At 50.1% G+C, this 25,564-nt stretch carries 33 protein-coding genes and 2 rRNA genes (1 of these 35 running past the window's edge); 20 read left to right on the forward strand and 15 right to left on the reverse strand.

Going from position 1 to position 25,564, the window contains the following annotated elements:
* Position 1 precedes the first annotated feature (1 nt).
* From ACJJIL_RS19130 to ACJJIL_RS19185, 12 genes are all read right to left on the reverse strand, one after another.
* On the reverse strand, positions 2-1,483 hold the full coding sequence (locus tag ACJJIL_RS19130) for a phage portal protein (protein WP_445360392.1): 1,482 nt from the start codon (positions 1,481-1,483) through the stop codon (positions 2-4).
* Complete coding sequence (locus ACJJIL_RS19135) at positions 1,483-1,698, reverse strand: DUF6148 family protein (RefSeq protein ID WP_445360393.1); 216 nt, start codon at positions 1,696-1,698, stop codon at positions 1,483-1,485. Before ACJJIL_RS19135 ends, ACJJIL_RS19130 begins: the two co-directional genes overlap by 1 nt.
* On the reverse strand, positions 1,699-3,690 hold the full coding sequence (locus tag ACJJIL_RS19140) for a terminase gpA endonuclease subunit (RefSeq protein ID WP_445360394.1): 1,992 nt from the start codon (positions 3,688-3,690) through the stop codon (positions 1,699-1,701). It lies immediately after the preceding gene.
* A complete protein-coding gene (locus ACJJIL_RS19145; RefSeq protein ID WP_445360532.1) occupies positions 3,662-4,183 on the reverse strand; it encodes a hypothetical protein in 522 nt (173 codons plus the stop codon). The genes ACJJIL_RS19140 and ACJJIL_RS19145 overlap by 29 nt, the downstream gene beginning before the upstream one ends.
* Before the next feature lie 88 nt (positions 4,184-4,271).
* Positions 4,272-4,991 carry a hypothetical protein gene (locus ACJJIL_RS19150; RefSeq protein WP_445360533.1) on the reverse strand — a complete coding sequence of 240 codons (720 nt, stop codon included), beginning with the start codon at positions 4,989-4,991 and terminating at the stop codon, positions 4,272-4,274.
* Positions 4,981-5,211, reverse strand: coding sequence for a holin (locus ACJJIL_RS19155; RefSeq protein WP_445360534.1), 231 nt, complete (start codon positions 5,209-5,211; stop codon positions 4,981-4,983). Before ACJJIL_RS19155 ends, ACJJIL_RS19150 begins: the two co-directional genes overlap by 11 nt.
* Positions 5,208-5,564: a hypothetical protein gene (locus ACJJIL_RS19160; protein WP_445360535.1), complete on the reverse strand. Its 357-nt coding sequence runs from the start codon at positions 5,562-5,564 to the stop codon at positions 5,208-5,210. Before ACJJIL_RS19160 ends, ACJJIL_RS19155 begins: the two co-directional genes overlap by 4 nt.
* Positions 5,564-5,956: a DUF5675 family protein gene (locus ACJJIL_RS19165; RefSeq protein WP_445360536.1), complete on the reverse strand. Its 393-nt coding sequence runs from the start codon at positions 5,954-5,956 to the stop codon at positions 5,564-5,566. The genes ACJJIL_RS19160 and ACJJIL_RS19165 overlap by 1 nt, the downstream gene beginning before the upstream one ends.
* A gap of 158 nt (positions 5,957-6,114) precedes the next feature.
* Positions 6,115-6,501 carry a hypothetical protein gene (locus ACJJIL_RS19170; protein ID WP_445360537.1) on the reverse strand — a complete coding sequence of 129 codons (387 nt, stop codon included), beginning with the start codon at positions 6,499-6,501 and terminating at the stop codon, positions 6,115-6,117.
* A 46-nt stretch (positions 6,502-6,547) separates the two neighbouring features.
* Entirely contained in the window at positions 6,548-6,793 is a 246-nt protein-coding gene (locus tag ACJJIL_RS19175) for a hypothetical protein (RefSeq protein ID WP_445360538.1), read from the reverse strand.
* A 25-nt stretch (positions 6,794-6,818) separates the two neighbouring features.
* A complete protein-coding gene (locus ACJJIL_RS19180; RefSeq protein WP_445360539.1) occupies positions 6,819-7,622 on the reverse strand; it encodes a hypothetical protein in 804 nt (267 codons plus the stop codon).
* Between the two features lie 491 nt (positions 7,623-8,113).
* Positions 8,114-8,383, reverse strand: a complete 270-nt coding sequence (locus tag ACJJIL_RS19185; protein ID WP_445360540.1) for a transcriptional regulator — start codon at positions 8,381-8,383, stop codon at positions 8,114-8,116.
* 96 nt (positions 8,384-8,479) lie between these two features.
* Here ACJJIL_RS19185 and ACJJIL_RS19190 point away from each other — a divergent pair, with 96 nt between their 5' ends.
* The 15 genes from ACJJIL_RS19190 (at position 8,480) to ACJJIL_RS19260 (ending at position 16,802) form a co-directional block, all read left to right on the forward strand.
* Positions 8,480-9,154 (forward strand): LexA family protein, encoded by a 675-nt coding sequence (locus tag ACJJIL_RS19190; RefSeq protein WP_444919090.1) that lies wholly within the window; start codon positions 8,480-8,482, stop codon positions 9,152-9,154.
* A 220-nt stretch (positions 9,155-9,374) separates the two neighbouring features.
* Entirely contained in the window at positions 9,375-10,712 is a 1,338-nt protein-coding gene (locus tag ACJJIL_RS19195; RefSeq protein WP_445360541.1) for an SNIPE associated domain-containing protein, read from the forward strand.
* 189 nt (positions 10,713-10,901) lie between these two features.
* On the forward strand, positions 10,902-11,348 hold the full coding sequence (locus tag ACJJIL_RS19200) for a response regulator transcription factor (RefSeq protein ID WP_445360542.1): 447 nt from the start codon (positions 10,902-10,904) through the stop codon (positions 11,346-11,348).
* Positions 11,345-11,524 (forward strand): hypothetical protein, encoded by a 180-nt coding sequence (locus ACJJIL_RS19205; RefSeq protein ID WP_445360543.1) that lies wholly within the window; start codon positions 11,345-11,347, stop codon positions 11,522-11,524. The genes ACJJIL_RS19200 and ACJJIL_RS19205 overlap by 4 nt, the downstream gene beginning before the upstream one ends.
* The gene (locus ACJJIL_RS19210) at positions 11,521-11,847 is read left to right on the forward strand and encodes a hypothetical protein (protein ID WP_445360544.1); all 327 of its coding nucleotides are present in this window, start codon (positions 11,521-11,523) and stop codon (positions 11,845-11,847) included. Before ACJJIL_RS19205 ends, ACJJIL_RS19210 begins: the two co-directional genes overlap by 4 nt.
* On the forward strand, positions 11,844-12,152 hold the full coding sequence (locus ACJJIL_RS19215) for a hypothetical protein (RefSeq protein ID WP_445360545.1): 309 nt from the start codon (positions 11,844-11,846) through the stop codon (positions 12,150-12,152). The genes ACJJIL_RS19210 and ACJJIL_RS19215 overlap by 4 nt, the downstream gene beginning before the upstream one ends.
* Positions 12,152-12,310: a hypothetical protein gene (locus tag ACJJIL_RS19220; RefSeq protein WP_445360546.1), complete on the forward strand. Its 159-nt coding sequence runs from the start codon at positions 12,152-12,154 to the stop codon at positions 12,308-12,310. Before ACJJIL_RS19215 ends, ACJJIL_RS19220 begins: the two co-directional genes overlap by 1 nt.
* Positions 12,307-12,594, forward strand: coding sequence for a phage antirepressor KilAC domain-containing protein (locus ACJJIL_RS19225; RefSeq protein WP_445360547.1), 288 nt, complete (start codon positions 12,307-12,309; stop codon positions 12,592-12,594). Before ACJJIL_RS19220 ends, ACJJIL_RS19225 begins: the two co-directional genes overlap by 4 nt.
* 88 nt (positions 12,595-12,682) lie before the next feature.
* On the forward strand, positions 12,683-12,937 hold the full coding sequence (locus ACJJIL_RS19230; RefSeq protein ID WP_445360548.1) for a hypothetical protein: 255 nt from the start codon (positions 12,683-12,685) through the stop codon (positions 12,935-12,937).
* 80 nt (positions 12,938-13,017) lie between these two features.
* Entirely contained in the window at positions 13,018-13,431 is a 414-nt protein-coding gene (locus ACJJIL_RS19235; protein ID WP_445360549.1) for a hypothetical protein, read from the forward strand.
* Positions 13,432-13,435: 4 nt separating this feature from the next.
* Positions 13,436-13,771, forward strand: coding sequence for a hypothetical protein (locus ACJJIL_RS19240; protein WP_444934944.1), 336 nt, complete (start codon positions 13,436-13,438; stop codon positions 13,769-13,771).
* The gene (locus tag ACJJIL_RS19245; RefSeq protein WP_445360550.1) at positions 13,758-14,204 is read left to right on the forward strand and encodes a hypothetical protein; all 447 of its coding nucleotides are present in this window, start codon (positions 13,758-13,760) and stop codon (positions 14,202-14,204) included. The genes ACJJIL_RS19240 and ACJJIL_RS19245 overlap by 14 nt, the downstream gene beginning before the upstream one ends.
* Positions 14,204-15,640, forward strand: a complete 1,437-nt coding sequence (locus ACJJIL_RS19250; RefSeq protein ID WP_445360551.1) for a DNA cytosine methyltransferase — start codon at positions 14,204-14,206, stop codon at positions 15,638-15,640. The genes ACJJIL_RS19245 and ACJJIL_RS19250 overlap by 1 nt, the downstream gene beginning before the upstream one ends.
* 10 nt (positions 15,641-15,650) lie before the next feature.
* Positions 15,651-16,565, forward strand: a complete 915-nt coding sequence (locus ACJJIL_RS19255; RefSeq protein WP_445360552.1) for a hypothetical protein — start codon at positions 15,651-15,653, stop codon at positions 16,563-16,565.
* Positions 16,566-16,604: 39 nt separating this feature from the next.
* A complete protein-coding gene (locus ACJJIL_RS19260) occupies positions 16,605-16,802 on the forward strand; it encodes a helix-turn-helix transcriptional regulator (protein ID WP_445360553.1) in 198 nt (65 codons plus the stop codon).
* Between the two features lie 66 nt (positions 16,803-16,868).
* On the opposite strand, the gene ACJJIL_RS19265 is transcribed toward ACJJIL_RS19260, so the two are convergent.
* Positions 16,869-17,276 carry a hypothetical protein gene (locus ACJJIL_RS19265; RefSeq protein WP_445360554.1) on the reverse strand — a complete coding sequence of 136 codons (408 nt, stop codon included), beginning with the start codon at positions 17,274-17,276 and terminating at the stop codon, positions 16,869-16,871.
* Between the two features lie 358 nt (positions 17,277-17,634).
* Between ACJJIL_RS19265 and ACJJIL_RS19270 the strand changes: the two genes are divergently transcribed.
* The 5 genes from ACJJIL_RS19270 to ACJJIL_RS19290 all read left to right on the forward strand — a co-directional run bounded on the left by ACJJIL_RS19270 (position 17,635) and on the right by ACJJIL_RS19290 (position 22,470).
* On the forward strand, positions 17,635-19,215 hold the full coding sequence (locus ACJJIL_RS19270) for a peptide chain release factor 3 (RefSeq protein WP_445360555.1): 1,581 nt from the start codon (positions 17,635-17,637) through the stop codon (positions 19,213-19,215).
* A gap of 63 nt (positions 19,216-19,278) precedes the next feature.
* Positions 19,279-19,896 (forward strand): 1-acyl-sn-glycerol-3-phosphate acyltransferase, encoded by a 618-nt coding sequence (locus ACJJIL_RS19275; protein ID WP_444906448.1) that lies wholly within the window; start codon positions 19,279-19,281, stop codon positions 19,894-19,896.
* Between the two features lie 11 nt (positions 19,897-19,907).
* A complete protein-coding gene (locus tag ACJJIL_RS19280) occupies positions 19,908-20,675 on the forward strand; it encodes a TSUP family transporter (RefSeq protein WP_444892752.1) in 768 nt (255 codons plus the stop codon).
* 4 nt (positions 20,676-20,679) lie between these two features.
* Complete coding sequence (locus ACJJIL_RS19285) at positions 20,680-21,030, forward strand: hypothetical protein (protein ID WP_413664329.1); 351 nt, start codon at positions 20,680-20,682, stop codon at positions 21,028-21,030.
* Between the two features lie 30 nt (positions 21,031-21,060).
* Entirely contained in the window at positions 21,061-22,470 is a 1,410-nt protein-coding gene (locus ACJJIL_RS19290; RefSeq protein ID WP_444912088.1) for a M20/M25/M40 family metallo-hydrolase, read from the forward strand.
* Between the two features lie 793 nt (positions 22,471-23,263).
* Here ACJJIL_RS19290 and rrf read toward each other — a convergent pair.
* Both rrf and ACJJIL_RS19300 read right to left on the reverse strand, forming a co-directional pair.
* Positions 23,264-23,379: ribosomal RNA gene (rrf, locus tag ACJJIL_RS19295) — 5S ribosomal RNA — on the reverse strand.
* A 203-nt stretch (positions 23,380-23,582) separates the two neighbouring features.
* Positions 23,583-25,564, reverse strand: a 23S ribosomal RNA gene (locus tag ACJJIL_RS19300) (it continues 900 nt past the right edge of the window).

Genomic DNA, 25,564 nt, shown 5'->3' on the forward strand with positions numbered 1-25,564 from the left:
CCTATTCAGATTCAGTTTCTTGCGCGGGTACGGCTTCGCGTTTGGTTGGGGTGGTAATGTCGTTTTGTTTGAGCTTCCGCTGCCAGGCAGCGGTTTGCTTAATCACATCGTCCGGCTTTTTGCCTCGGCGGCGGATGGTCTGCTGTGGGCTGGCCAGTACATTTTCCAGCAGGGTTTCATCGGCGCTGGCTTCATGGACCGGATTAATCCAGGGCATCACCGGGGTAATAAAATCGACGTGCATTAATGTGGATGGATCGACATCACTCGGCACTTTAAAGACATCCGCCAGTAGACCCATCTGCACCCAGCGGCGGGTGGCCGGCTCTACAATTTCCTCACAGAATTCCAAGCTGAGGGTTTCGTAGTTTCCCCACTGCTCCACCAGTTCCTGGCGTTGCGAACTATAAGTACCGTTGTAGTTTTTGCTGATGCTGCTAAAGCTGGCCATGGTGCCGGCGGCAGTCATGCGCTGCATGGTTTCTAAAAATGGCGTTAGTAGACCGCTGGGGCGATTGCTTTGAATGGTGCCGACAGATTCCCCAGGCCGTAAATCGTCGTAGATAGCACCAGCGCGAATAGCCAAGGTGCGATTTCCTTCATCATCAACGTCGTTCTGCGAGTAATCATCTGGACTGCCCTTTTGGATAAAACCCACCATGGCTGAAGCAATCTTGGCGGCAACGCGTTCGTTTTCTTCATAGTCTTTAATATCGGTAAGGCGATTCATTACCGCTGCAAAAATGGAAACCCCTCGGGTCTGGTGCAGCCTGCGCACAAATTTGAGGTGCTCGATATTGTCGGCGCTGTGAAGCCTGCGCTTCATACGCCAGTTAAATGAGGCTCCGGGGTGTTCGTCGTACAACCAAAAGCCCGCAGGCTCACCCCAGGCGGATTTTTGAATGCCTTGCATAATACGCTTGCTGGGATCGTTGTAATCCACCGGCAGGAAATCCGGTTCCAGGCATTCGATGGTGTAAGGCACCGGGGTGCGGTGTTTTAAGCCGGGCACTGTGCCCTGTAGGTGCCGCATTAAAGTTTCACCATCGCGCAGCCAGGTATTACACAAAAGCCGCTGGGCTTTGCCCCAGCTAAATTGCCGGGTACATTCCGGGCGCCTTGCCCATTCCTTGTGGGCGTCATTCATTTGGCTGGCGAGACCATCGTGGATATCGCCATCCCAGGTTTTGGGTTGGAATTCCACATCGATACCGCGAGGGCCGACAATGTTGTTCACCAGGGAGGTGAGAATGCCAAAGGCAAAATCGTGGTTTTGCTCCAGGTGCCGGGCCTGGCCACGCAGGGTTTCCACACTGCCTTCCAGCACCAGGTCGCCGCTGCGGTTATCGCCGGGGTTTTTCCGCAGGCGACTGGGGCGCGCAGCTTCATAGGCGGCGGCGATCTCCAGGGCGCGCCGGGCTTGTACGCGGCGCAGGGCAGCCTCGGGTGCAAAAAACCCGATTACAGAATCTAATTTATTCATTAATTAAAATTCGCGTAGGCGGGGCCACGGCGTTTGCCGGCGGCCTTTAAAGTTTCTGCGGTTGCGCGGCGCTCCCACTCCTGACGGCCCGCGCGGATTTCCTGCAGGTTCTCGGCGGTAAATTGGCGGCCGTTAATGACCGTGGTTTTTCCGGCGAGCACGTCTATCTCGGCCTCGATATAGAGGTCGACCATCTCTTGTGCGGTTTTAGACATTTAACTATCCAGTAGAGAGCCGGCTGGCTGCGCGGGCTGCCTTGGTTTTTTAACGATGGGCTGTTCTGTAGTTTGTTGAGGTTCGCTAAATAGCGTGCGCTGGCCCAGGCGCGATTCGATGGTGGACCATTTTTTCTCGTTGTATTTGTGCATGCCCATGGCGTGGGCGGCGTGCAGGGCGTAGACCTCGGTATCCGTGCCTTCATTGGGTCGGCCTGGGCGTGGCTGCCAGGTTTCCCGGCCTTTATTTTTCTTGCTGGGGGCTTTGACTTCAGCGGTGACCTGCTCCCAGTAATCCTGCCGCACATGCTTGCAGCTGTGCATATAAGCACTGGTGCCGAGAAGCCGCTTGGCCATCAGGTCTTTGGCTTTGTGGGTGCCAACCATATATACCTTTACCCCAAAGCGGTCTGCCTTGGTGCGGCGCTTGGGGTTGTTAAAATCCACCTGCCGGGGCTGGTTGAAGATTTCCTTGGTGCCGAAGTCGTTGCTGTCACCTTTAATCGCCATCACCAGCACGCCGCGATATTTTTTATCGCGGGTTCGTACCCAGTGATACACCGCGTTACTGGTGCCACCATCGGAGGAGTCGATACTTACCGCCGCTGCGCGAATTTCGCCGAAGCGCTCATGCTCAAAACTTTGGAACACCAGCTTATCCAGAGCTGACCAGCAATCATCTTTTTTATCGGCGGTATCGCCATCGATCTCGCCCCAGTACATCTGCCAGGATTCTTCATTGCGACCAAAGGCGCGAATGGTGATTGCGAGTCGGTCGTGCTGAACGTCGATGCCAACCGTTACCAGCAGGCCACCGGCAGGGCAAACTAATTCCGGGTAATCCTCGGCGGCCTCTTGCAGCTTTTCATGGTCCAGCAAACGACTGGCGGCGTACTGGTAGGGCCGGCCCAGTTTGTTGTTCTGAAAAACAATGCGGGCCGATTCATCTCCGCTTTTCGCTTCGTGTTCGGCTTCAAGAAAATCCCGCACTACATCGGCAAGGCCGGTGCCGGGGATACACACATAAAGCTCCGATAGCTCCATAAAGGTTTCTATCGGTTCGATTTCATCCTCAGAATAATCCTCGCCGCATTGAGTTTTTACCCAACCGGCAAAGTCATCGCCATTTTCCTGCGCGGTTTTGCAGGTCTGCAAAATATTAGCCTGGCGGCGGTAGTCATCCCATTCACTGCCACAGTGCGGGCAGCCATACACTGCGCTTTCTGGCTGGTGCAGGCCGAATACCGGGTGCGGTGTGCCGCCCTCTTTCTCCAGCCAGCTGACGTTTTCCCAATCCAACACATGAGACTCACCGCAGTCGTGGCAGGTAATCGGTAACACACGCATGGTGCCGAGTTTGGTGTAGTGCTCTACCTGGGAGAGATCCGCAACCGCAGGTGTACCGCCAATAATTAATTTTTTATTGCGCATCCGCTTAAGGCGTTCGCGCAGGTGGCGAATAGAGTCGCCCTGATCACCGACGTCTTTGTTGGTATCGTCAGGCTCTTCTACATAGCCCCGACGGGCTGAAGTAGATTTCACATTGGAAATTGAGTTGGAGCCAATGGTGCGCACTTCACCACCGGGGAATTTCTTCCGCGTGGAACGGCTACCGCCTTTGCGGCTGGTGGTGACATCAATTATCCGATTTACTGCTGGTGAACCTTCGATTATCGGTACCAGCTTTTCATCCATAAACAACCGGCCTTTTTCATCTTTGGGGAACAGCATCAGGATGCGGGCGGGCTCAGTAGCGGCGACCTTGCAGATATCGGTAGCCAGTAGAACCGTCCAGCCGATCTGCGCAGCCTTTTGCATCACTACCATCCACGACACCGGATTATCCAGCGCGTGCATCACACCCCAGAAATAAGGCACATAATCGTTGCGGTAATAGCCCGCGTTATCGCTATCCTCTGACGGCAGTTTGATATTTTCCGGCAACCACTCAATCAGCGGGACTTTAGGCTGCGGTATCCAGGTTTCCCGCACCTCCTTCACTAGGCGCGAGAGATTCGATCTCGTAACTACCAATAGCTCTGAGGGCAGCGTCAATACTAGGCTGTAAGGGTTCTCGATCGACGGTAATGGCATGCTGACTTTCGATAGCAATAAGGATGCTTTCTACCGCTCCTAAAAATTCATTCTTACCAATGGTGGACCACTCCACCATCACCTTACGTACAGACTCAACATCAACTATTAATTGATCCTCTCGGTATAATTCGCGTCTAATTTTCTCCGCGCTCATCCTAGCCTTATCTGCATCAGCCAAGTCTTTCTGATTGCGAGCTTCATTAGCCTGACGGCCAGCAGCTTCAGTACGCAGCCGCTCACAATAAACTTGTAGCCACACGCTGTAAGTAGAGCCTTGCGGTAACACCCCAGCCTGCACATGCTTAGCAATTGCCGGTTGAGAAGTTCCCACCAGCCGAGCGAACCCCGACTGAGTGGCCTGATCATCCAGTGATGGGTTGTCAGCCAAGGTATAACCCCCTAGGAAATTTCAGATAGCTGTTAAAAACACGGGCCCGAATTGCTCGTGGGCTGGGTCGCCCAGGAGGACCCGCTCATCAACGCTTTGAAGTCTTGATTGCATGATCCATTGCCTTATCAAGCTCTATCGGAAGGTGCCGCCGAGCAATACCTTGTGCAATCCCAATAAAAGGAAAGCGCTGGCGGTAGTTCGGCCTGCCTTTAAGGAATATAAGAATCGGTTTAGCGGTTGGGTTGCGCTTACCACCGGCCCTTTTCCATATACCCAACTTCCCATTAATCTTTCCGACAAAATATTTTGATTTAGTGCCCTGCTCACTATCGGCCCGACTTTTCTTAGAGCCCGAGTTAGCGCGCAGTTCTGCCAAGATCCTTTTGTAAATCCCAACCGAAATGTTGCCATGCTTATTTAACTTGGCTTCCTTCCCATGCACTACATACATCCCCCTAGGTAAGAGGCCCGCATGGCGTAGCGCTCGCTCAAAGCGTTTGTCAGCCCGGTTCTCATCAATCACCGAGGGCTCTAGATACTCACTAGGCGCTGTGCCATTGGGAGCCTGATCACGAATAAAGACTTTCGCCACACCTGAGCGCTTAGTGGCTTTCTTCACCAGTACAGAGTTCAGGGTTAGGTTCGCCGGATTGGTAAATATGCGTCCAATGGCTGCCCGCTCCTCACCCCGAATACGAAACGCCACATTATTCAGCGCAACCGAACTGGCATAGGGCAGCTGCTTTTTTAATTCAGCCGAGGCTTTATCAAACTTTGAAGTGTCCAGCTTTACACTAACGTCCATCGTCCCCACCCCGCTGCCTTTCCTGCAGCTTCAAACGCTTATGGTTGTAATACCAATTGACAATGAACCCACCCAAAGCAATCAAGAAACCACCTACCGCCAATAACTCCTGCGCTGCATATCCACCGACTACCGCTGTACCCGCAGCAACCGTTGTAGTTGCACTGGCGACCTTTTGAACCATGGCTTCCCTCGCTGCCTCTTGAGCTACAGTGTTCACCGCTTAACTTCACTCACCCACGACTTCACGAAATAGAAACCGATGATGATGCTGTAAGGCTGCACAACCACATCAACCAGCAGGCCCTTTAGGTCCGCCACAAAAGGCGCGTTAAAAGCCATGGCCGCCGCAATAAATAAAACCAGCAACGCCCAAACCAATGTCACCAGAAAGGCAATTAATCTTCGCGCCCGGTTTTGCGGCTGCGTGGCTTCCAGGTATTTGAGATACCAACGGGACTTTTCCTCATTGGTAAACCACACCGCATCCACGGTATTTACAGTGGCATCCAGCACTTTGCTCGCAGATTCAGGGCCAGCGAACAACCCCTTAACTCCAGACCAAATACCCATCACGGATACTCCGGCACATAGTGCGTAATTGTCAGATTAAAGTTAGGCGGCAACATATCTCGCAATTGCCCCATTGCCTTGCGTGACTGCATCACCCACCAGCCACCCGGAGCCACACCAGAACCAACACCAATGCAGCCTTGAACATCAGAGGAATAATTAGCCGTGTGGATTAATATTTTTGAACGCCCAGGAACATCCAACAGTTCCCACACATTGGGATATCGCTGTGAGCTATACGCCTCACAAGAATAAATACCTTCGGGGATACAACTCTCAAAAGGGCGATTTCCCAACCAAGGGCGCTCAACCGTATAAAACACACAGTCGCGCACTCTCAGCCGCCCCAATGTGGCATCTGGCCCATAGGCGAATCGCGTTAATTCAAACATGAGGTTTTAGCTCCCGGATTTCGGGCACAAAAAAACCGGCTCAAGGGCCGGTTTATGGGGGGTATTCTGTTCGCCGAATCACAAAACTCGGCAGCGTTGCAGATATTAGTGTGCGCACGTGCGCACTGTCAACACCCACCTACTGAATTAAAACCCAGTTATGCAGCATCTCGCGCCAAATAAAATGCCTCAATCGTTCCCTCAATTACTCGACACATATTCACCACCCAGGTTTTACCCTGACCGAGCTTTTTACACACGTCCTGCATTTCCCACCGGTAATAATATCTCAACCAAAAAACCAACCCCTCCAACTCCGCTTTCTCCTTGTCCCGGCGTCGAGCAATTGCATTCAAATAGGCCAGCACCACAGCATCCATCCTGTCTGCCCTATCCCAGTTGATTAGTGCGGGTATCACCTGCCCCTCACAAACCATCCCCTTGTGAAATGCCGCCATACGAGGCCAGGACACAGAATCCCCCGCCCTCTCAGGATATGCCCTAGCCCACTCCCACAATAGCTCACGAATACCTAGTTCTGACATTACGAATACCCTCTCCCCGACCAACTAACTTACCAACCGCGCCCTATCACGCAGCCTGCTGAAAACTATCGAAATGCTCCTGAAAAACCTTTCTCGCCACATGCAAATTATCCCGGTGGAAAGTCCCCAAATAATCCTCATGCACCTGCCGAATTTTATTTTGAGTCACCACCGTATGGGCAAACACCAAATCCACTTGGCGAGGGTTATCCGTGCGAAATACCGCTAAGGGTCTACTCGCAGCGGTTGTCATAATTCGCTCTTTCGCCTCGATGAGGGTCACAACGGTCATAGCATCGCTCCTTGAAAATCCGTGTTTACCAGCCAGTGTCTGTCAGCATTTCACCGATTGGCCGGTCCCGTGTTCGCTGCTGGGGCGCTACACGCTGCGGTGGAATAAACTTTTCGCGTCTCACCCAGTTACGCCACACCGCCAACCAATCACGCCGCACTCCCTGCTTGCCCGACTGAGATTTCCAGTAATCACCAAAGCTAGCCGCAATGTCGTAGATCTGATGCATCACCTCTGGCCGCGTCTTGGCCGCCTCATCGTAAAATTCTTGGGTTAACTGCCAGTCATCGGGAAGGCGGGTACCACGCTTCGATGGCGGGGCAGGTTCCTGACGGACAGCAAGGGCACCACCCTGACCGCTCTCTCTCTGGTTATTTTCTAGAGTGGTTACTTTCTTAGTTTCTTTACTTTCTTGTGTCGGCAAATCCGGATACGGTAAACCCGTATCTGGTAAATCCGTATCCGGTAAATCCGTATCCGGTAAATCCGTATCCGGTAAATCCGTATCCGGGTTTTCAGGAAGTGGATCAGCATTTCGCGGCATATCCGAGATTTCATAGTCCATACCGACTATTTTTCCCCGCTCACCACGCCGAGTAATTCGCTGGCAATAACCAGCATCGATTAACTCACCCAGCAGCTTGTAGATCTTGTCCCTGCCCTCCTGAGCCTCTTTGGCCAGTGCCGAGGGGGAGACTTCCCAATGATCCGGCTTCGACAACAAATGCAGCAACAAGCCGCCAGCAGCGAATGAAATACGGCGATCACACACAACGGAATTTGAGACCACCAAGTAATTTGAAGACGGCCGAGCACTTCGACGAATCATGCAGCAGCCCCCCAGAAAAATAATGAATGGGTCATATTGTTTTTACCTATCCTTGATTTCACTATTCGCGCACGGCGAACAAAACCCTACAGAGACGCCCAAAGCGCAGAGAAATGAGTGCCGGTCTTCCACCGGCTCAGGGTTTTTCAGGCCCTTGGCGCTGTTTCTCCACGATGCAAATAGGGTTTCCCGTGGTCGTGTCGTGCCGCTCTTAAAGTCCCCACGCTGCTGCCCTATTCCGAACGGCGGGGACTAAATAATTCTGAGTGCCGGTCTTTCCCGACTGTCAGCGGTCTTTCCCGCAGTCTTCAAAGCGGGCCGGATTGGCGTCCCTCACCGGCCCTTTCTTGGGTAACTGACACACCCTGTATAAATCCCCATATACCGCAATGAATTAATCCCGATCATCAAAAACCGCAGAATGGCAGGACAATAAAATGGGGAATTGAAAATGATCGTTATTCTGGTTTCTGAAACGAACCCGCACAGCCTTAACTTGCCTGCTGAACTTCTGGCATGGCTTGCTCCTCAACTAGATCATCCAACGGCCCAAAGACATCAGGCCGAAGACACGCCCGGGAAACCTTCCTCTGAGTAGCTAGCTCTATCTTTGAGCAAAGCTTTGGCGGTATCGCCTTTAATCCATTACGCATCTGGGAGACAAAGACCGGGGTTACCCCTATCGCCCTTGCAAGGTTGGCCTGTGATCCGACCAGTTTGATAGCGATATCTAGGGCAGAGTCTGTCGTTTCCTGCACCATTGCTGCTGCTCCTTGTCATCAGAAGCTAGAGTATTAACTTTCAGCTACCGGAAATCAATAGCCGATAATTAATTAACTTATAGCTAATATGTCGCCATGAAACATCCAGACTTTGCAAAGAGATTCAAGCAGGCGGTTACTCATGCCGGCGTGGAAGATACGCAGGAGGCATTGGCGCGCCTGTTTGAGGTAAGCACCGTAACGATATGGAGCTACCGCAATGGAGAGAAGCTGCCACGAATGAGTACAGCCAAACGAATTGCAGAAACGCTTGGTGTCTCTGTTGATTGGCTTCTCACCGGTACTGGTAAAGGACCAGGTGAAGGAAACACTAAGGAGGGAAGCAATGTTACCCAAGGACCAAGGATTCAAGGGAGAATCCCCCTGATTAGCTGGGTACAAGCTGGAGCCTTTTGTGAAGCTCTAGACTTAATTGATCCGAGTGAAGCCGAAGCTTGGCTGCCCTGCCCAGCAACACACTCTGACCGAGCCTACGCTCTACGTGTTAATGGCGATAGCATGACAAGCCCCTACCCAGGCCAACGATCTTACCCTGAAGGAACCATTATATTTGTTGACCCTGACAAACCTCTCACTAATGGTTGTCGAGTTATAGCCAAGCTTAATGACGAAGTTACCTTCAAGATTTATGCCGAAGATATGGGTCGCACTTTCTTACGGCCAATCAATCCCAGCTATCCATCAATGGATATCACGGATATGGATGTTAGCTTTTGCGGCGTCATACTTGGTTCCTACACCCCAGACTAACACCTTCGCAATTAGCACAGATGTACAAAAGTCACTTTAACTTGTGACATAGCCTCCCCCAAGCCGAAATTCACCTCAATCAAAAAGCAACAAATGAAATAACTTTGTTGCTTCACATCTATCCGATTAGATATATTTCTAATTCTCTGCACTTTCACCTCAAGTGAACAAAAAAATAGAACATAGTCGATTTTGCATCTTGCACTAAGGATAGAGTCAAATGGAGCAACAGCTAATTATCGGAATATCCATAACAATTGCGACCCTTATAGCACTTTCAGTGGTAACAACAAAAATTTACCTACAGCTTAAAAAAATTAAACAGAAGTATTCAAAAATAATAAATATTGATGAAGAAGTTGAAAAAGCTAAAAAAGAGAAACAAAAAATATCCACTGAAACAGCAACCCTTATACAAAACTATAAAGAAAAAAGAGAAATACTAAACAAGCTAATCAAGAAAGCTGCCATCTATGACGAGGAAATCCAGCTTGCTGAGTTAGGATTCTACAAACCTCACTTTGACTTTGACACATCAGAGGTATACAAGCAGAAAATAGGCCATATAAAAAATGAACAAAAAGGCTTAATTTCTTCTAAAAAGGCAATATATTGCAACACCCAGTGGACTGTAGAAGGAAGCAAAGCGAAAGGCAGAACGATGACTAATCGGGCCATCAAGTTAACTGCCAGAGCTTTTAATAATGAATGCGACTCCGCAATTTCCAATACAACCTGGAATAATGTTGACAGAATGGAAAAGCGAATAGAAGCTGCCTATGACGCCATAAACAAAATGAATCAATCTAACTCTATAGTTATCTCACATGAGTACTACCTCCTAAAGCTTAAAGAGCTACGACTAGCCTATGAATACAAAGATAAGAAGCAAAAAGAAAAGGAAGAGCAGCAAGAAATTAAACGCCAAATGCGAGAAGAGTTAAAACTAGAACAAGAGATGGAAAGATCTCTCAAAGAGGAGGATAAGTATAAAAAATTATTAGACAAAGCAAAGAAAGAGGCTGAAAAAGCCACAGGAAGTAAACTTGAAAACCTTAACGCAAAAATAGCCAAGCTAAACGAAGAACTCACAGAGGCCCATAAAAAATCTGAACGCGCCAAATCTATGGCAGAACAAACTAAACAAGGGCACGTATATGTTATTTCAAATGTAGGATCATTTGGTGCGCATGTATATAAAATTGGAATGACCAGACGACTAGAACCAAATGATCGGGTCAAAGAGCTTGGTGATGCTAGTGTCCCCTTCACCTTTGATGTCCACGCCATGATCTTTTCAGACAATGCTCCGGCGCTAGAAAACAAACTTCATAAGGTATTTGATCAAAGAAGACTCAATTTAGTTAATACAAGAAAAGAGTTCTTCCGTGTATCCCTTTCGGATATTGAAAGAGTAGTTAAAAGGGAATATCCAAATGCTGAATTTATTAAAACCGCTGAAGCCAGAGATTACAGAGAATCTCGAAGTATAATTGCCCAACGTCAAAATAAGAAAGCCGCAAATAATCTAGCTGAAGAGTTTCCTGAAACTATATAACAGCTACATAAAAGAACCCTGTACATGCGCTAGTCATTGGCTGCTTGCCCAATTAAGCAGAAGCTCGCAGCCTCCATTGGCGCTAAATTCTTCATAAAGCGACAATATTCCGCTCAAGCTCAAAATTAGATAGAGCCATTATCCCTTTCTGGCAGCCACTCCTAGCGCCATTGATATTCAATAAGTTACTTGCTCCTCACGACAAACCACACCACTACAGTCCCTAGTATTAACTTACGGCTATTGACGAACACATTAACTTTCGGCTACTGTCTTCATGCAAACCAAGGACAGGGCACCCAAATGCACACCGAAACGGAGTTCCGACAACTAGCACCACGCCAAGCGGAAGCGCTAACACATCGCGCCCGAGGGCTCTCAAACCGGGAAACCGCCCAGGCTATGCAGTGCTCCGTCACCAACGTCAGCAACCTGCTCGCCGAGTGCTTCTACAAACTGCACGCCCGCAACAGCACCGACGCCGTGGCCAAAGCCATAAAGCACGGATTAATTCAATTCGTCCTGATCGCCACGATTGTCAGCGGAATTGGCGCAGAGCAAGAACAGCTACGCACCCGATTCCAACGCCGCCTCACCTCACAAACCATCCGAAACAACCGGGAGGGAATCGCATGACCGCCACCGTGTTTGTACACCCCACGGCGATGAGTAAAAACAATATCGACCGCCTCAAGCGCCGCATCGATATTGCCAACGCCGTCCACAAAGCGCACATCCGTTTAGTGCAACCCAAAACCTTTACAAAGCCAGCCAATAACAACTGGCCACCGTTTGGAGGTGATGCCGCATGAATAACCTTGAATTTATTACTCAGGACGTTAGCGAGGGAGAAGCAAAATCCCATCTTCCCGCACTCTCCAAGGAAACCGTTGAACTACAGGGAAAACCTATAGGAGCAATAACTAGCCACCGCATCGGCGGCGGCATCGAATTCAAAGCTGTACTCAATGTTCACAGCGACCCGATCCCACATTCAGGCCTAGCTATAGGCTGGGGAATAACCCGAGACCAAGCCATACAAAACGCCTTCACTGATAGCCGTAAGCGCGCAAAAGCCTACATCGAATCAGTCGACCATCTGGAATTTCAAATAAACGGGAGCCAAGCCGCATGAGCACAAGCGAATTTTCTCCACCGGATTACAGCGCCCCCACCTTTCTGGAAAAAGGCGCTCAGCATATGCGCGATCGCGCAGAGCAACGCGATAGCGAAGGCGGCGAACGCACCATGGCCAAAACCGTATCAGCATTTAATGCCCTATACGGCACCTCCCTCACTGAGGAAGAAGGCTGGATGTTTATGGTGTTGCTCAAACAGTCCCGTGCAAGCTGTGGCGTATTTGTGCCAGACGACTATGAGGACGGCTCAGCCTATTTCGGCCTAGCCGGTGAAGCCGCCGCAAAGGTCAGAGCAGTCTGATGAACGAGTTCAGCCGAATCTTAGAGCTATACGAAGAACTGCAGGCCAAGGTGAAGCTGCAAGAAGTTGAAATGGTAAGTATGCGCGAACAAGTCGCCGCACTTTCCGAAGCCATCCAAGGCCAAGCCCCACAACAAGAAAATCAGGAGGCAGCGTGAACAGAGAAAAACTTTTCACCATCACCCAAGCCGCCCGCCTGTTGGGAATGGGTAGAAATAAATTAATGGAACTCATGCGGAATAACGGCCTGTTGCACAGCCATGAACCCATGCGCAATTCACCCACCAAGTACGCCACCACGCAGGGCCTGCTCGTTGCACAAAACGCTCAATACAAACGCGGGCCAGTGGCGGTGCCCTACATCAATACCAAAGTTACATCTAACGGCATGGTTTGGATGCGCGACCTTATCGAAAAACAAACCGTACCCGAAGCTAGTTAAAAATTTACCCGCGCCCCGGGCGCATCAGTCAGCTGTAACCGTTAGGGCTGCCAGTACGGAGCCCAATTTTAATTAATTTGAGAACTCCATGAAAAGATTCGCACTATTCACTGGCACCTACAACTTAATGATGGGTGGCATCAAAGATTTCAAACGCTCCTACGCCACTGAAGAAGAAGCCTACCAAGAGGTAGAGCGCATTGCCCAACAGGAGCTGTTCACACACTGGGCCCAGATCTTCGACAAGAAAACCGACACCGCAAAAATTTATCGTATCGACGATAAAAAAATCACCGAGGACAAACCCTCAGATTGCCCTCACCCAGAACCAAACGCCGCCTGACCCACAGCCAATAACTTTCTAAGCCCGCCCAGTGCGGGCTAAGTGGGTAGAAGAACATCAATGGAATGGGGAGTGAAGTGATGACAACAGAACATGCGGTATCTAGGCGCTCTGCAGCAGAGGTAGAAAAGCTAAAGCAGGATTGGAAAAAAGATCCCTGCTGGGATCTTTATGACACGGAGGGATTCGAGGCTAACAGGGAAGAGTTGGAAGCCTACCAACATGAGCAGGAGCAAAAGTGGCAACAGGAACATGAGCAGCGGCAAATCGAGGAGAGAAAGGCTCTTTACGGGATGGGCTTAGGGGAAAGCATAGAAATAAATGGCCGGATCTTTGTTCGCGTCCCTGGTGGCTGGGTGCTTGAAACAACTGGGGAAAACAGTCGCGTATATGGGGTAAAGGTCCGCGCGATAGCCGCTGTACTTATCCCTTTCAGCAATGAGTTCACCCCACACGACTTCACAGAGGAAAACATCGACGGAATGGGGGAGTGACGTGATGACACCAGCACAAAAGGCAAAGCTTAAAAAAATTAAATATTACGGACTTCTTGCTCCGCAACTTGGCAGTGAGCAGCTGGGACTATGCATTCAAGCAGTCGAGGCAGTTTCAATAGAAATCCATTTTAAGGGCTGTGAATCCGAGGCACAGAAAGTTAAAGCCGAGGCGCTGGAACTTCTGCGTGAAGGGTTGGAGTTACGTGAAATCTATGAGGAGCATCAAGAGGGTATAGACAGGGAAATCTACCCGCATCGCTTCACAACGCAAAACATGGACTCTACTGGACGCTGCGCAGGACACCCACCAAAGGAAGAAAGCAGTGCCCAAACGTAAACCCCGCAAGCCCATGAGCCAACGCGCCCTACACGCCCGCCGGGTAAACCGCTGGCTACCCGGTTTAATCCTCACCGCGCGCAGCAGTACCGGCCTGGATACCGATGGCGATCCTATTTTAATGATCACCCACCGCCGCCAACGGGGCGCCGTGGGCGATATCGCCCGCGCTGATTACCAGCATGAAATATTGAACTGGCAACACCACTGGCTGGTAACAGTATTTGTGGAGTGCAAAACCCCTGAAGGCGATTTCTACAAAGACTCGACCGAGTTCGAAGCCTACGGCGTCCGCCTTAATGACCTAGCCGAATTAGTGCGCCCGGAATTAGACACCATTAAAAACAAAGCCAACCCCAATCACTACACAGACCACGGCTGGCAGGCAGAGATTCTACCGAATCGTAAGCAGGAAAAAGGGAGAGCAGCGTAGTGTCGGATATTCATCAGTTTCGCACAGATCCACAAATTGGATTTAATTTTGATGAGCTGGTGGTAGACAGCTTTGCCGGTGGCGGCGGAGCTAGCACAGGGATAGAAGCTGCCTTAGGACGCCCAGTAGATATCGCGATTAATCACGATCCTCAAGCTATTTCCATGCACACCGTGAACCACCCGCAAACACGCCATTATTGCGAGAGCGTATGGGATGTAGATCCACGCAAAGCAACCAATGGACAACCTGTCGGCCTCGCTTGGTTTAGTCCTGACTGTAAGCACTTCAGCAAAGCCAAAGGTGGCAGACCAGTAGAAAAAAAGATTCGGGGGTTGGCCTGGGTAGTGATCCGTTGGGCGGCAACCGTGCGCCCTCGTGTAATCATGCTTGAGAATGTCGAGGAGTTCCAAACCTGGGGACCTTTAGCCGAGGATGGACGCCCCTGTAAAAAGCGCAAAGGCCAGACTTTCCGTAGCTGGAAACAACAGCTAATCAGTCTTGGCTACCAGGTAGAGCACCACGAGCTCCGCGCTTGCGACTACGGCGCACCTACTTCACGCAAACGACTATTCCTAATTGCTCGCTGTGATGGCAAACCCATCATCTGGCCTGAACCAACTCATGGCGATGGCCTAATCCCCTATCGTACAGCCGCAGACTGCATTGATTGGAATATTCCTTGCCCTAGTATTTTCGAGCGCAAACGCCCATTAGCGGAAAATACCTTGCGCCGCATTGCCCGTGGAGTGCAGAGGTTTGTCATCGAAAATCCTGAGCCTTTTATCGTGCGCATTGGACACACAGGCTGGAGCGGTGACGGTATGCAGTACCGACTCAATGAACCGCTAACCACCGTCACCAGCAAGCAAGAACATTGCCTGGTAGCTCCGTATATCCAACCCTACTACGGCGACAAAGGAAACCAGGCTCGCGGACGAACTATGGACCAACCGCTGGCCACTCAAACCACTGAAAACCGTTTTGCCTTATGCGCTGCATTTTTAGCGAAGCACTACGGTGGCAATTATAACGGGCCAGGTCTGGCAATGACCCAGCCACTGAGCACCGTGACGACCGTTGACCACCACGCACTGGTAGCAGCGTTTCTGGTGAAGTATTTCGGCAACTCTGTAGGAACGGGCATGGATGAGCCACTACACACTGTCACCAGCAGAGACCGCTTTGGCTTGGTAACCGTTCATGGAGCTCCCTACCGCATTGTTGATATCGGCATGCGAATGCTTGAGCCCAGGGAGCTCTACCGTGCGCAGGATTTCCCTGAGAATTACATTATCGACAGGGATGCAACTGGAGCTCGCATCACTAAAACCCAGCAGGTGGCCAAGTGCGGGAATTCAGTCTGCCCTCCAATAGCTGAAGCATTAGTGCGGGCAAATATGCAACCAGCCATTGCCATACCGGCAGCAGCTTAAGGGGCCAGCAATGAAACTCTGGCAATCCCTCACCGGTATCGCCGCCCTAATCTTCTGCGGCACCAGCCTCGCGTTTACTGTGCAGCTGTGGATATCCATGCCCGCAGGTCTCGGCGGGCAGGTGGTGGCCGGTGCTACTGCGGTGGCCCTGGAGCTGTGCAAGTTCAGCTTCGCCCCGCTGGGCCTTTGGTTGCGCAGCCAGGGCCAGGCCAGTGGCTATGCCCTACTCTGCCTTTGGCCCCTGCTGGTAGTAATCAGCATTGTTGCAACGGTCGGATTCCTCGCCACCCACAGCGACGAACAGCAACAACGCAGCACCCGTAACAGCCAGGAATACCAAGTGTTGCAACAACAGTTAAACAGTTTGCAACAGCAGATAAACACCCTAAACGGCTTGATCAATACCGACGCCAACAACGGCTACCGCCAGCGTGCTATTGATACCGCTGCACAGTTATCCACATTGGAAGCTAAGCGCACGCAGCTCATAGAAAAGCTATCCACAATCGAACAGACACCCAGCACCCACAGCGCCTTCAGCAGCTTGGCGAACACCCTCAACGCAGACCCGGCAAAGGTTCAGCATATCGGCTTCCTCGCCCTAGCGATCATCACAGACATAGTGGGATTGGTTGCGTTACTAGCGTTTAACGCAGCTGCAACGGTTGGTAAACGGTCTGCAACGCTGTTGCAACAGCACGAAACAGTAGAACAACAGCCAGCCTACACCGCACACCTCAGCGAGAAACAACAGGAACTCGCCCAACGTATCCGCGCCGGTGAATTCGGTAATGAGCCAGTGTTGCGCAACATCAGCAACGACATCACCGGCGGATACAGAACCGTTAAACCCGTTTTCGACGCCCTGCAACAGGCAGGCGCACTCAAACGCAACGGCCAAGGGTTTGCCCTGGTGCAGAGATAAGCAACTTGATTTCAAGAAACAACGAGAAAGGAAAATCTGATGATTAAAGGATATTGGTCAACCAAGGATTTAAGTAAGCGCTACCGCTGTTCAAGCCGCACTATTTTTAGATGGGTAAACAGAGAAACCAACCCATTCCCCAAACCACGAATCAAAGCATCTGGTAGTCACAACCTTTGGGCGATTGATGATGTTGAACAGTGGGAAGCCCAGATTTCAATCCCAGAAGCTGCTTAGATGCTCCTCACCTCATCCTTAGCGATGGCAGGTACTACTCGCCTTCGCTAAGGATTGACACTTCCCTTAAGCGTCGATGTTAAATCTTATCTTGTATTCCCCAGTAAACACATTCTGAACCAATACATCAGAACTGCACTTTGATGAGGGGGTTGCGCCGATTGAGAATTGATAATAGCCACTCATCTGGATTACCGACCAATTAAACCTACATGATTGATAGGTTAATACTCCAGCATCCGCTAAGCCGTTAGTAGTTGAAGTATGGAAAGTCGAACTGTTAGCAGCTGCCGGGGCCGGAAACAATGGAGAAATGAAGCCGGTCGTATTTGTACCATTAATGAGCACATTATCAGATGACGTATTATTTTTGAGTTCTATGCTAGTTGATAATGTAGATGCTAATGCTGGTACGGAGTGCGCTACAGATACAAGCAGTGCTCCGGTAAGAATAATTTTCCGTTTAAATTCCATCTCAATGCTCCTTGAAAATGACGTGTAAAGACTTTCAACAAGTCCTTAGTCATTCCACCCTACACTGTCATCAAATGTCAATACTGTCATATCAATACAAAACAACTAGCGTACAAACTAATCAGCGGATCTAAGCCTGAAATCTTGAGAAAGACCCACTCCAGCGACCGCACATGTACACAGCCAAAAGCCCACCCATCCTATTGGAACCACCTAATCTGACCAGTTAGTATTCATTAGTCACCACCCATGAGCAAAACCAGAGGCCAATTTGGTATAATTCGGCGTTTCGGATTCGGCCTTGGGGTATATTTCAATATGTGTACACAGGGGCGTACACAGATAAGGTTAAATCTAAGTGAATAAAGATTTTTCTCAACAATTTCAACGACGTAGAACTTTCGCTATCATTTCCCACCCGGACGCCGGTAAAACAACCGTGACCGAAAAGCTTCTTTTGTTCGGGAATGCAATCCAGCAAGCGGGCTCCGTTAAGGGGAAAAAAGGTCCCCACGCACGCTCTGATTGGATGACGATGGAACAGGAACGCGGTATTTCTGTTACCTCTTCCGTTATGCAGTTCCCCTACAAAGAGAGGACTGTAAACCTACTGGATACACCGGGACACGAAGACTTCTCTGAAGATACCTACCGGGTACTCACCGCCGTCGACTCCGCACTGATGGTGATTGACGGGGCCAAAGGTGTGGAAGACCGCACCATCAAGTTGATGAATGTGTGCCGCTTGCGAACAACGCCGATTCTCTCATTTATCAACAAACTCGACCGGGATATTCGCGACCCGATCGAGGTAATGGATGAGATTGAAGAAGTTCTGAATATCCAGGCTGCCCCTATCAATTGGCCTTTGAGTTCAGGAAAAGGTTTCAAGGGGGTCTATAACCTCTACACCGATACCATCCATGTATTCTCCCAGGGTCAGGGCCACAGAATTCCCGATGATATTCAAATTAAGGGTCTGGACTCCGCTGAGGCTGACGCACTACTTGGCGAGTACGCCGAGGATATTCGGGAAGAGATTGAATTGGTTCGTGGAGCCACTCATGAGTTTAACCAGGAAGCTTATCTTGCCGGTGAACTGACCCCGGTATTTTTCGGTACGGCCTTGGGTAACTTTGGCGTAAGGGAAATGCTCGATGGTTTCGTTGAATGGGCGCCCTCACCCCAATCCCGGGAAACCAAAGAGAGAAAAGTAGAGCCCAGCGAAGATAAATTCTCCGGCTTTGTTTTTAAGATCCAAGCGAATATGGACCCCAAACACCGCGATAGAATTGCCTTTATGCGTGTCTGCTCCGGCACCTACAATCGCGGTATGAAAATGAAGCATGTGCGCATTGGCAAGGATGTAAAAATTGCCGATGCGGTGACATTTATGGCTGGCGATCGAACCCACGTAGAAGAGGCCATTGCCGGCGATATTATTGGTTTGCACAACCACGGTACTATCCAGATCGGCGATACCTTTACCGAAGGCGAAGCACTGAAATTTACCGGCATTCCCAATTTCGCCCCGGAGCTATTCCGTCGCATACGTTTAAAAGACCCTCTCAAATTAAAGCAATTACAAAAAGGGCTTCAGCAGCTTTCTGAAGAGGGGTCCACCCAGGTATTTTTCCCGCTGGATAACAACGACATTATCGTGGGCGCAGTTGGTGTACTACAGTTCGAAGTAGTCGCTTACCGATTAAAAGACGAATACAAAGTTGAAGCCATCTACGAAAACGTCAACGTGAACACTGCGCGCTGGGTAGATAGTGAAAGTGCCAAAGAACTAGAGAATTTCAAGCGCAAGGCCAGTACCAACCTGGCACTCGATGGCAGCGGACACCTGACCTACCTGGCACCGACGCGCGTTAATTTACAATTGGCTGAAGAGCGCTATCCGGAAGTTCGCTTTTATGCCACGCGGGAACACTAAAGCAGCAAGGCTAAGTACCTTTGCTGAAACCTTAGTGTGACAGCAGTAAGAAAGAGGCAAATAATGAGTCAGTTTGTAGAAATACCTACTGAAGTACCCAATGAAGTACCTCGGCTGGGCAATCGCATCACCAAAGCTATTGGCAAGTTGATAATCAAGGTGCTCGGCTGGCGAATGGATGGGGAAATCCCTCCAGAAAGAAAAGTCATGGTGGCTTTGGCTCCCCACACATCCAATTGGGATTTTGTGGTTGCCATGCCATTTATTATGGCATTGGGTATTAAAATTTCCTGGCTCATGAAAAAGGAAGCTTTTTTCTTCCCGTTTAAAGGACTATTTATGTGGCTTGGAGGTGTTCCTACCGATAGGCGCGCCGCAGGTAATATCGCTCTACAAGTTGCATCGAGTTACCGGGAAAATGAAAAAATGTGGGTGGGGATTACTCCCGAGGGGACCCGCAAAAAAGTAGGGCGCTGGAAGAACGGTTTTTTAAGGATTTCCTATACCGCTCAAGTTCCTATTTTGCTTGTTGCCTGGGACTTTCCCAATAAGCGTATTTGCATTGACTCCCTGTACCAGCCTATCGGTGATCTGGAACAGGATATGGCAGAGATCCAAAAGCGCTTTAGCAAGTATCAGGGGTATTACCACGATAATGAAAGTACTCTTGAAAAGGGGTAACCAGTCCACTCGTGATACAGTTAAGTAGTGAGCTTTCTACTTATACCTACCTGATACTGACAGTAATCGCCTTTACCGCAGGCTTTGTCAGTGCGATCGCCGGGGGAGGGGGAATAATCACCCTCCCCGCTTTACTCTGGGCCGGCATTCCCCCACTCGATGCTCTCGGTACCAATAAGTTTCAAAGCGTCTTTGGCACCCTATCATCCACCATTAACTTCCTGCAAAAAGGCCAGTTGAATTTACGCCCCCTCTGGCCAGGACTACTTGCTGCAATTATCGGTTCTTGCCTAGGCACCTTAACAGTCGCTTCACTTGGGGAGGCTGGTCTCAATACCTTACTTCCCATCCTGCTCATTGCTATTGCCCTCTACTTTATTCTGTCCCCTCGCATTTCCGACATTGACTCAAAACCCAGAATCAGTAACGTTACTTTTAATCTAGTTGTTGGCGGTGGGCTCGGCTTTTACGGGGGCTTCTTTGGCCCTGGGATGGGGTCTATCTGTGCAGCCGCCTTCGCAGCGCTACTCGGCTACAATATGCGTGCGGCTACGGCATCAACAAAACCTATTGTGCTCGCTACCAATGTGACCTCTATGCTAATTTTTATCGCTGGAGGCCATATTTTTCTATTGCTCGCTATCGCTATGTCTTTTGCCCAGGTTGTAGGAGCTCGTCTCGGCTCCAACCTCGTGATTGCAAGAGGTGCCAGTATTATCAAACCGGTAATCATTATTGCCACCATTGCTGTGGCAATAAAACTATTAGTGGAGGATTGATATCGTGACCTGGCTGGCAACGCTTATTCTTTCTTTCATTGCCTTTGTTATTGTGGTTTGGGTTCTTATGCACCTGCGCAGACCCAGATTTCGAATGGACCGAGGCAGTTTTGTTAAGGGCCTTGAAGATGTAATCACCGGGCAAGCCAGCGATACTGAATGGCGAGCACTCCTCGCCTGCCCAATGCGACACGACCCAAAGCTTGAAGAGATGCGACAACGTTGCCTCAGTATTGAAGACAGCGAATATACTGGCGAACCGCCCTACTTATTTACAGAAAAAGGCCTGCATACGTTACGTGAAATTCGCGAGCAACTGATCGCGGCCTCATCAAATAACGAGCCAAAAGCTTAAGACCGAAGAGTATTAACAAAGGATAGACCGATGTTGAAACCACTGCTTTCCCTTACCGGGGGACTGATCACTACCATGGCACTGGGAATAGCCCAGGCAGCCCCTCTGTCACAGGAAGATGTATCTGTGGCGGAAGTATTACGTGACCGGGCACTGGAAAGCTCCGACGCCTACAGTATCGTAGAGTCTTTGACCGTAGAGGTTGGACCACGACGGACAGGCACTGAGGGCGATGAAAGAGCCGTTGCCTGGGCACAAGACAAAATGAAGGCATTTGGCTTTGATCGCGTCTATACCGAGCAAATTGAGGTACCCCGCTGGATTCGTGGCCATGCTCACGCCGAAGTCATATCCCCTTTCCCCCAGCCACTAGTTGTCTCCTCCCTCGGCTATGGCGCCGCCACTCCTGAGGGAGGGTTAACAGCGGAAATTATCGAGTTTCCCGATGTGCAGGCCCTGTTGAAGGCCCCGGCCAGCCAAGTGAAAGGTAAAATCGCTTTTATCAATAAGCGTATGGAGAGAGCGCGCACGGGAGAAGGCTACGGCCCTGCAGCGCAAGGTCGCAAGTTGGGAATGCGCGCTGCCGCTGAAAAAGGGGCTGCTGCCATGCTGTTGCGCTCCGTAGGAACCGACTCAGACCGATTTGCCCACACCGGTATGATGTCGGTTGATAATGTGGAAAACCCAGTTCCTGCACTCGCACTTTCCGCTCCTGATGCAAACCTGCTCGAGGCTATGCTCCAACGCGGCAAGCCAGTCCAGGTAAAACTTGATGTTGAAACTGAGCGACTGAATGACGGCCCCTCTTTTAATGTCATCGGTGAGATTACTGGCCGTGAGCAACCTGAAGAAGTCATGATTATCGGTGCGCACCTGGATTCCTGGGATGAAGGCACCGGGGCCTTGGACGACGGAGCTGGGGTTGCCATTGTTATGGAAACTGCACGTCTAATTGCTGAGCTGCCACAGCGCCCCCGTCGTACCTTGCGAGTCGTGCTGTTTGGTGCAGAGGAAATCGGATTGGTAGGTGCTAAGCAATATGTTGAGGCACACGTAAAAGAGCTGGACAATATTATTGCCGTCTCCGAATCAGACTTTGGAGCAGGGAAAGTCTGGCGTTTCGATACCCGTCTCCCTGAGAGCAAATTTGATATTGCAGATCAAATGATGCAACTCCTCGCCCCCCTGGGTATTGAGCGCGGAAATAATGAATCTTACGGTGGCCCAGATAGCAGTGTGTTTGTTGCGCGCGGTGTGCCAGCCTTTGGTCTATACCAGGACGGCACCGACTATTTCGATTATCACCACACACCCAACGATACCCTGGATAAAGTCGACCCTGAGAATCTGCGCCAGAATGTAGCGGCCTGGGTTGTAATGTCTTTCCTGACCACAGAAATGGAAGGAGACTTGGGCCGAGTTCCTACTGCCTCTGAATAAATAAAAGATACAGATGATATTTTTAAAGCCCCACCTAGTGGGGCTTTTTTTATCCCCAAACTTTTCTTCTCTCACATACTGGCGTACCAATCAGCCGCAGTAATCCACAGATTTATCGCTCATAACACTGTTAATAACTGATGTCCGTTTTATGGCGTCTTTGTTACCAACAGAAACCATGGATAGAGCTGTGTATAACTCCGGGATATCCCTGGCCAGCCCCGTGGTTGCTTGGCTCTATTAAAGGCGGGTAAAAAAGCAGCACTTTTTGCGCGGATTTCCACAGCCAGGTGTTACTAACAGAAAGTCTGGATAGAGTTGTGCATAACTTTAATAAACGGGCTACAGGCCCCGTGGTTACAGGGGATTACTGCAGAGACTAAAAAATCACCGATATTTTTACCGGCTAAATTTAATTTTTGACGGGAGTGGTATGGGTACTTTTCTGGTTTTTGCGAGAGTTATTTTGTTGGATTATTTTTTGAGTGAGTGTAAAGGCGTTTGGAGAGAAGATCGGTAAAGAGCTATTTTTATAGGCTTTTTAGGAGAGCGTCTGTTTAAGGTGCTCAAGTAATTTTAGCTTTTTCTTTTTTATTTACTGACTGACTTTTAAATAGAAAGTTGAGCATTAAAGTTTTTCAGGATTACTTTTATTTTTTCTATTTAATTTTTACTAAGTACTTTCTGCTCCCTCTTTCTTCCATTTCTTAGTTTTTTGTTTTTTGCTTCTTTAAAATATTTTTTCAGCCATGAAAAAAGGGCCACCCTATTGGGTGGCCCTTTCGGATTAGAAGCCTGACGATGACCTACTCTCACATGGGGAAGCCCCACACTACCATCGGCGATGTTGCGTTTCACTTCTGAGTTCGGCAAGGGATCAGGTGGTTCCACAACTCTATTGTCGTCAGGCAAACTGGCTTGGGTTGGCGTTGGTCTTATAAGCAAAGTGCTTGGCCTGCCGCGTTATCGCTGTTTGCCTCGGTCATGTTGTTGACCGGCGATAACCCCAAATAAGTCGGTAAAACAATCTGTAGTAATACACCGCAAGCGATCGTATGTCTCTAACTCACAATCCGCTAGCTTAGCTAGTCGTTAGTAACCATCTCTGTTGTATGGTCAAGCCGCACGGGCAATTAGTACTGGTTAGCTCAACGCCTCACAACGCTTCCACACCCAGCCTATCAACGTGGTAGTCTTCCACGGCCCTTCAGGAGGCTCAAGGCCTCAGGGAGATCTTATCTTGAAGGAGGCTTCCCGCTTAGATGCTTTCAGCGGTTATCCCGTCCGAACATAGCTACCCGGCAATGCCACTGGCGTGACAACCGGAACACCAGAGGTTCGTTCACTCCGGTCCTCTCGTACTAGGAGCAACTCTTCTCAAATCTCCAACGCCCACGGCAGATAGGGACCGAACTGTCTCACGACGTTCTAAACCCAGCTCGCGTACCACTTTAAATGGCGAACAGCCATACCCTTGGGACCGGCTTCAGCCCCAGGATGTGATGAGCCGACATCGAGGTGCCAAACACCGCCGTCGATGTGAACTCTTGGGCGGTATCAGCCTGTTATCCCCGGAGTACCTTTTATCCGTTGAGCGATGGCCCTTCCATACAGAACCACCGGATCACTATGACCTACTTTCGTACCTGCTCGACATGTCTGTCTCGCAGTCAAGCGCACTTATACCATTATGCTCATTGCATGATTTCCGACCATGCTGAGTGCACCTTCGTACTCCTCCGTTACTCTTTGGGAGGAGACCGCCCCAGTCAAACTACCCACCATACACTGTCCTCGATCCGGATAACGGACCAGAGTTAGAACCTCAAACATACCAGGGTGGTATTTCAAGGACGGCTCCACAACAACTAGCGTCATTGCTTCAAAGCCTCCCACCTATCCTACACAAATAGGCTCAAAGTTCAGTGCAAAGCTGTAGTAAAGGTTCACGGGGTCTTTCCGTCTAGCCGCGGGTACACTGCATCTTAACAGCGATTTCAATTTCACTGAGTCTCTGGTGGAGACAGCGTGGCCATCGTTACGCCATTCGTGCAGGTCGGAACTTACCCGACAAGGAATTTCGCTACCTTAGGACCGTTATAGTTACGGCCGCCGTTTACCGGGGCTTCGATCAAGAGCTTCGCCGAAGCTAACCCCATCAATTAACCTTCCGGCACCGGGCAGGCGTCACACCCTATACGTCCTCTTACGAGTTTGCAGAGTGCTATGTTTTTAATAAACAGTCGCAGCCACCTGGTCACTTCGACCGGCCTCAGCTTAGGGAGCAAGTCCCATCACCAAAACCGGCGTACCTTCTCCCGAAGTTACGGTACCATTTTGCCTAGTTCCTTCACCAGAGTTCTCTCAAGCGCCTTGGTATTCTCTACCTGACCACCTGTGTCGGTTTAGAGTACGATTCACTATTACCTGAAGCTTAGAAGTTTTTCCTGGAAGCAGGGCATCAACCACTTCACCCACTAAGTGGGCTTCGTCATCAGTTCTCAGCCTTAGGGACCCGGATTTGCCTAAGTCCCCAGCCTACAACCTTAAACATGGACAACCAATCGCCATGCTGGCCTAGCCTTCTCCGTCACTCCGTCGCAGTAATAGCGAGTACAGGAATATTAACCTGTTTCCCATCGACTACGGCTTTCGCCCTCGCCTTAGGGGTCGACTAACCCTGTCCCGATTAGCGTTGGACAGGAACCCTTGGTCTTCCGGCGGGGAGGTTTTTCACCTCCCTTATCGTTACTCATGTCAGCATTCGCACTTGTGATACCTCCAGCAGACCTCCCGATCCACCTTCAACGGCTTACACAACGCTCCTCTACCATGCTCCTAAGAGCATCCGCAGCTTCGGTTATCAGTTTGAGCCCCGGTATATCTTCCGCGCAGGCCGACTCGACTAGTGAGCTATTACGCTTTCTTTAAAGGATGGCTGCTTCTAAGCCAACCTCCTAGCTGTCTGGGCCTTCCCACATCGTTTCCCACTTAACTGATATTTGGGACCTTAGCTGGCGGTCTGGGTTGTTTCCCTTTCCACGACGGACGTTAGCACCCGCCGTGTGTCTCCCGCGATTGCACTCCTCGGTAT

It is taken from the genome of Microbulbifer maximicatervae (SeqCode), from assembly GCF_052468095.1.

Bases quoted from the DNA above. Each gene is read 5' to 3' on its own strand.
- ACJJIL_RS19130 (WP_445360392.1), bottom strand. From the start codon at position 1,483: ATGAATAAATTAGATTCTGTAATCGGGTTTTTTGCACCCGAGGCTGCC.
- ACJJIL_RS19135 (WP_445360393.1), bottom strand. From the start codon at position 1,698: ATGTCTAAAACCGCACAAGAGATGGTCGACCTCTATATCGAGGCCGAG.
- ACJJIL_RS19150 (WP_445360533.1), bottom strand. From the start codon at position 4,991: ATGGACGTTAGTGTAAAGCTGGACACTTCAAAGTTTGATAAAGCCTCG.
- ACJJIL_RS19160 (WP_445360535.1), bottom strand. From the start codon at position 5,564: ATGGGTATTTGGTCTGGAGTTAAGGGGTTGTTCGCTGGCCCTGAATCT.
- ACJJIL_RS19165 (WP_445360536.1), bottom strand. From the start codon at position 5,956: ATGTTTGAATTAACGCGATTCGCCTATGGGCCAGATGCCACATTGGGG.
- ACJJIL_RS19170 (WP_445360537.1), bottom strand. From the start codon at position 6,501: ATGTCAGAACTAGGTATTCGTGAGCTATTGTGGGAGTGGGCTAGGGCA.
- ACJJIL_RS19175 (WP_445360538.1), bottom strand. From the start codon at position 6,793: ATGACCGTTGTGACCCTCATCGAGGCGAAAGAGCGAATTATGACAACC.
- ACJJIL_RS19180 (WP_445360539.1), bottom strand. From the start codon at position 7,622: ATGATTCGTCGAAGTGCTCGGCCGTCTTCAAATTACTTGGTGGTCTCA.
- ACJJIL_RS19185 (WP_445360540.1), bottom strand. From the start codon at position 8,383: ATGGTGCAGGAAACGACAGACTCTGCCCTAGATATCGCTATCAAACTG.
- ACJJIL_RS19190 (WP_444919090.1), top strand. From the start codon at position 8,480: ATGAAACATCCAGACTTTGCAAAGAGATTCAAGCAGGCGGTTACTCAT.
- ACJJIL_RS19195 (WP_445360541.1), top strand. From the start codon at position 9,375: ATGGAGCAACAGCTAATTATCGGAATATCCATAACAATTGCGACCCTT.
- ACJJIL_RS19205 (WP_445360543.1), top strand. From the start codon at position 11,345: ATGACCGCCACCGTGTTTGTACACCCCACGGCGATGAGTAAAAACAAT.
- ACJJIL_RS19210 (WP_445360544.1), top strand. From the start codon at position 11,521: ATGAATAACCTTGAATTTATTACTCAGGACGTTAGCGAGGGAGAAGCA.
- ACJJIL_RS19215 (WP_445360545.1), top strand. From the start codon at position 11,844: ATGAGCACAAGCGAATTTTCTCCACCGGATTACAGCGCCCCCACCTTT.
- ACJJIL_RS19220 (WP_445360546.1), top strand. From the start codon at position 12,152: ATGAACGAGTTCAGCCGAATCTTAGAGCTATACGAAGAACTGCAGGCC.
- ACJJIL_RS19230 (WP_445360548.1), top strand. From the start codon at position 12,683: ATGAAAAGATTCGCACTATTCACTGGCACCTACAACTTAATGATGGGT.
- ACJJIL_RS19235 (WP_445360549.1), top strand. From the start codon at position 13,018: ATGACAACAGAACATGCGGTATCTAGGCGCTCTGCAGCAGAGGTAGAA.
- ACJJIL_RS19240 (WP_444934944.1), top strand. From the start codon at position 13,436: ATGACACCAGCACAAAAGGCAAAGCTTAAAAAAATTAAATATTACGGA.
- ACJJIL_RS19255 (WP_445360552.1), top strand. From the start codon at position 15,651: ATGAAACTCTGGCAATCCCTCACCGGTATCGCCGCCCTAATCTTCTGC.
- ACJJIL_RS19260 (WP_445360553.1), top strand. From the start codon at position 16,605: ATGATTAAAGGATATTGGTCAACCAAGGATTTAAGTAAGCGCTACCGC.
- ACJJIL_RS19265 (WP_445360554.1), bottom strand. From the start codon at position 17,276: ATGGAATTTAAACGGAAAATTATTCTTACCGGAGCACTGCTTGTATCT.
- ACJJIL_RS19275 (WP_444906448.1), top strand. From the start codon at position 19,279: ATGAGTCAGTTTGTAGAAATACCTACTGAAGTACCCAATGAAGTACCT.
- ACJJIL_RS19290 (WP_444912088.1), top strand. From the start codon at position 21,061: ATGTTGAAACCACTGCTTTCCCTTACCGGGGGACTGATCACTACCATG.